The 3,700-nt window shown below is 30.8% G+C and carries 5 protein-coding genes and 1 pseudogene; 4 read left to right on the top strand and 2 right to left on the bottom strand.

The genetic code is table 11. The features are described 5' to 3' along the window. Positions 1-134: pseudogene (locus ACERKK_RS12105) on the bottom strand (methyltransferase); the annotation flags it as partial. A 297-nt stretch (positions 135-431) separates the two neighbouring features. On the opposite strand from ACERKK_RS12105, the gene ACERKK_RS12100 reads away from it, so the two are divergent. The 4 genes from ACERKK_RS12100 to ACERKK_RS12085 are packed head-to-tail and all read left to right on the top strand — an operon-like array spanning position 432 to position 3,294. Further along, entirely contained in the window at positions 432-749 is a 318-nt protein-coding gene (locus tag ACERKK_RS12100) for a 4Fe-4S dicluster domain-containing protein (protein ID WP_373773333.1), read from the top strand. 9 nt (positions 750-758) lie between these two features. Further along, positions 759-1,889: a 2-oxoglutarate synthase subunit alpha gene (locus tag ACERKK_RS12095; protein ID WP_373773332.1), complete on the top strand. Its 1,131-nt coding sequence runs from the start codon at positions 759-761 to the stop codon at positions 1,887-1,889. 1 nt (position 1,890) lies between these two features. Next, positions 1,891-2,724 carry a 2-oxoglutarate ferredoxin oxidoreductase subunit beta gene (locus tag ACERKK_RS12090; RefSeq protein ID WP_373773331.1) on the top strand — a complete coding sequence of 278 codons (834 nt, stop codon included), beginning with the start codon at positions 1,891-1,893 and terminating at the stop codon, positions 2,722-2,724. Between the two features lie 9 nt (positions 2,725-2,733). Next, on the top strand, positions 2,734-3,294 hold the full coding sequence (locus tag ACERKK_RS12085) for a 2-oxoacid:acceptor oxidoreductase family protein (RefSeq protein WP_373773330.1): 561 nt from the start codon (positions 2,734-2,736) through the stop codon (positions 3,292-3,294). A gap of 80 nt (positions 3,295-3,374) precedes the next feature. Here ACERKK_RS12085 and ACERKK_RS12080 read toward each other — a convergent pair. Then, positions 3,375-3,700, bottom strand: a 326-nt coding sequence (locus tag ACERKK_RS12080; RefSeq protein ID WP_373773329.1) for a hypothetical protein, incomplete at its 5' end; no start/stop codon positions are given.

The following is a 3,700-nucleotide window of genomic DNA, read 5'->3' as shown; positions in this document are numbered from 1 at the left end:
CCGCTACCACTTCCAATATCTAATAATTCACCTTTAATATTTTTAAACTTTTTTAAACTTTGAACAATAAAATTATATAAAAAATGTGTATCACTATTATAGCAATAACCATCTTTTGGCTGATATAAGACCAAACAAATTCCTTCTTTAATTTAGTAAGATTATATCCAAGATTAACATATATATGATTTAAACTCTTAGTTAATGAATACTTTAGAGCAAATATTAGTTGATTTAGTTAAGCTCTATTATAGGTTTGGCAACACTTTATATACACTTCGAATACTACTTGTAGCAAAATGTAACAAGACAACAATTCAATTTTTAAAATGAAAGTTTTACTTATTCTTTGATGTATTATAGGTTATTATTCCCTCATAATAATTGAGTTTATTCAAATATTGATATCATAAAAATTTTAAGGGGAAATTATGTCTAATATGGAAGCTCCTTCAAACACTCCTGTATGGGTGAATGAAGCTAGATGTAAAGCATGTGATAAGTGTGTATCTGTTTGTCCAGCTGGCGTACTAGCTATGAGACAAGAAGTTACTTCAACTTTAGGTTCAATGATCAAAGTTGTAAATCCTGAATCTTGTATTGGGTGTACAGATTGTGAATTAGCATGTCCAGACTTTGCAATATATGTTGCAGATAAAAAAGAATTTAAATTTGCTAAGTTAACAGATGAAGCAAAAGATAGAAAAGAAGCTATTGTTAAAAATAATTATAGACAATTAGAAGCGTAAGGAAAATTAATGGCAAGAGAACTAATTTCAACAGGAAATGAATTAGCAGCAAAAGCTGCACTTGACGCTGATGTAGAGTTTTTTGGAGGATATCCAATTACACCATCAAGTGAAATAATGCACGTATTATCTTCTGCATTACCAGCTAGAGGTCATGCTTGTATTCAAATGGAAGATGAAATTTCAGGAATATGTACAGCATTAGGTGCTGCTATGTCTGGAAAAAGATCAATGACAGCGACTTCTGGTCCTGGTATTTCTTTAAAAGCAGAAAACTTAGGTGTTGGATATATTTCAGAAATCCCATTAGTTGTTGTAAATGTAATGAGAGGTGGTCCATCAACTGGTTTACCTACAAGAGTTGCTCAAGGTGACTTATTACAAGCTAAAAACCCAACTCATGGTGATGTTAAATCTATCACATTAGTTCCAGGTAACTTAAAAGAGTGTTATACAGAAGTTGTAAGAGCATTCAACTTAGCTGATAGATTTATGCAACCAGTATTTGTTTTATTAGATGAAACAATTGGTCACATGAGTGGAAAAGCAACAATCCCAGATTTAGAAGAAGTTCAAGAAGGTAAAATCTCTAGAAAAAGATTTGATGGGGATAAAAAAGATTATAAACCTTATGATTGTGAAGATGATCAACCAGCTGTATTAAACCCAATGTTTGAAGGTTATAGATACCACTTCACTGGTTTACATCATGGACCAACTGGTCACCCAACTGAAGATGCAGATACTTGTGATGCTTTAATGAAAAGATTATTCAATAAAGTTGATGCACATATGGATGAATTAGAATTAAATGAAGAGTATATGTTAGAAGATGCTGACATTATGATTATTGCATATGGTTCAGTTTCATTAGGTGTAACAGAAGCTATTAACAGAATGAGAAAAGAAGGTATCAAAGTTGGTATGTTCAGACCATTAACAGTATGGCCAAGTCCAGCAAAAAGAATTAAAGAATTATGTGACAAATTTGATAAAGTATTAGTTACTGAATTAAATATGGGACAATTTGCAGAAGAAGTTCAAAGAGTAAGTGGAAGATCTGACTTTGATACATTATTCAAAGTTAATGGTAGACCACTATCTCCATTAGAGATTATTGAAAAAGTGAAGGGAATGTAAGATGGCTTTTAATTATGATGAATATTTAAGAACAGACAAAATGCCAACACTATGGTGTTGGGGATGTGGTGATGGAGTTATTTTAAAATCTGTAATTAGAGCAATTGAAAAAACTGGTTGGAACATGGACGATGTTTGTGTTGTTTCTGGAATTGGTTGTTCAGGAAGATTTTCTTCTTACATCAACTGTAATACAGTTCATACAACTCACGGTAGAACTTTAGCTTACGCAACTGGAATTAAATTAGCAAATCCAGAGAAAAAAGTTATTGTTGTTGGTGGAGATGGTGATGGTCTTGCAATTGGTGGTAACCACACAATTCACGCATCAAGAAGAAATATTGATCTTACTTATATTATTATCAATAACTTTATTTATGGTTTAACTAACTCACAAACTTCTCCAACTACTCCTCAAGGTATGTGGACAGTAACAATGAGTAAAGGTAATATTGATCCTACTTTTGATGCTTGTAAATTAGTTGAAGCAGCAGGAGCATCTTTTGTAGCTAGAGAAACTATGCTTGATCCTAAGAAATTAGAAAGAATTCTTGTAAAAGCATTCGAGCATACTGGATTCTCTTTTGTAGAAGTATTCTCTAACTGTCACGTTAACTTAGGTAGAAAAAATAAAATGGCAACAGCTATGGCTAACTTAGAATGGATTAAATCTATTTCTGTTGGAAAAGCTAAATTTGATAAATTAGAAGCTGAAGAGCAAGTTGGAAAATTCCCATTAGGAATTTTAAAACATGATACTGAAGCGGCTGAATACTGTGAGTCTTATAACAAAGTTAAAGAGGCTAACAGAACAAATACAATGATTCAATTCTAAGGAGACATCATGGCTAAAACATTAATGAGATTTACAGGTGTTGGTGGACAAGGTGTACTTCTTGCAGGTTCTATTTTTGCAGCAGCAAAAATCAATGACGGTGGATATGGTTTAAAAACTGCAACTTATACATCACAAGTAAGAGGTGGTCCAACAGTAGTTGATATTACTTTACAAGATGAAGAAATTTTATACCCTTATGCAAATGATGGTGAAATTGATTTCATGTTATCAGTTGCTCAAATTTCTTATGATCAATTCAAAGGTGGAGTTAAAGAAGGTGGAACAATTGTTATTGAACCTAATTTAGTTAAAGCAAGTGAAGAAGATAAGAAAAAATGGAATATCGTTGCAATTCCAATTATTACAATTGCAAAAGAAGAAGTTGGAAATGTTATTACTCAATCAGTTTTAGCATTAGCAATGGCTAACTACTTTACAGGTGAAACTGTAGAGAATGAAGTACTTAGAAGCACTATGCTTTCTAAAGTACCTGCAAAAGTACATGATATTAATAATAAAGCATTTGACTTAGGTCTTAAATACGCTAAAGAAGCAAGTAACGCTTAATAATAAGTAGTCTTTAGACTACTTATTATCTTTTCTTAAATAAAAATCTCTCTTAATTATTTCTAACTATTTTCTAAAATTTATATTTCTTTATATTCTTTAATTTTTTCTTCTAATCTATTTGATAAGTAAATATTTGAGTTTTTAAGACATGATAAAATAAAACTAGCCTCTTTTAAATAAGCACTTTTCTTTTCATCACTATAATCTTTAAATTTTGTTGATATGATTACAATAAAATTTGCTAATTTTACCATTTGTATTTCATAAGGTTGAGTTAAAAGCATTTCAATACTTTTTTTTATGTCTTTTTGACTTAAAGATTCAACACCATCTGCAATCTCTGCACTAAGTTGAACATATAAATCATCATAAGTAATTTCAGTATAGTTAAGAATATCATATA

Origin of the sequence: Poseidonibacter sp. (assembly GCF_041821165.1) — a bacterium.
In the GTDB taxonomy this organism is placed as follows: domain Bacteria; phylum Campylobacterota; class Campylobacteria; order Campylobacterales; family Arcobacteraceae; genus Poseidonibacter.
The sequence above is the reverse complement of the archived record's forward strand: the minus strand, read 5'-3'. Positions and strand labels throughout refer to the sequence as shown.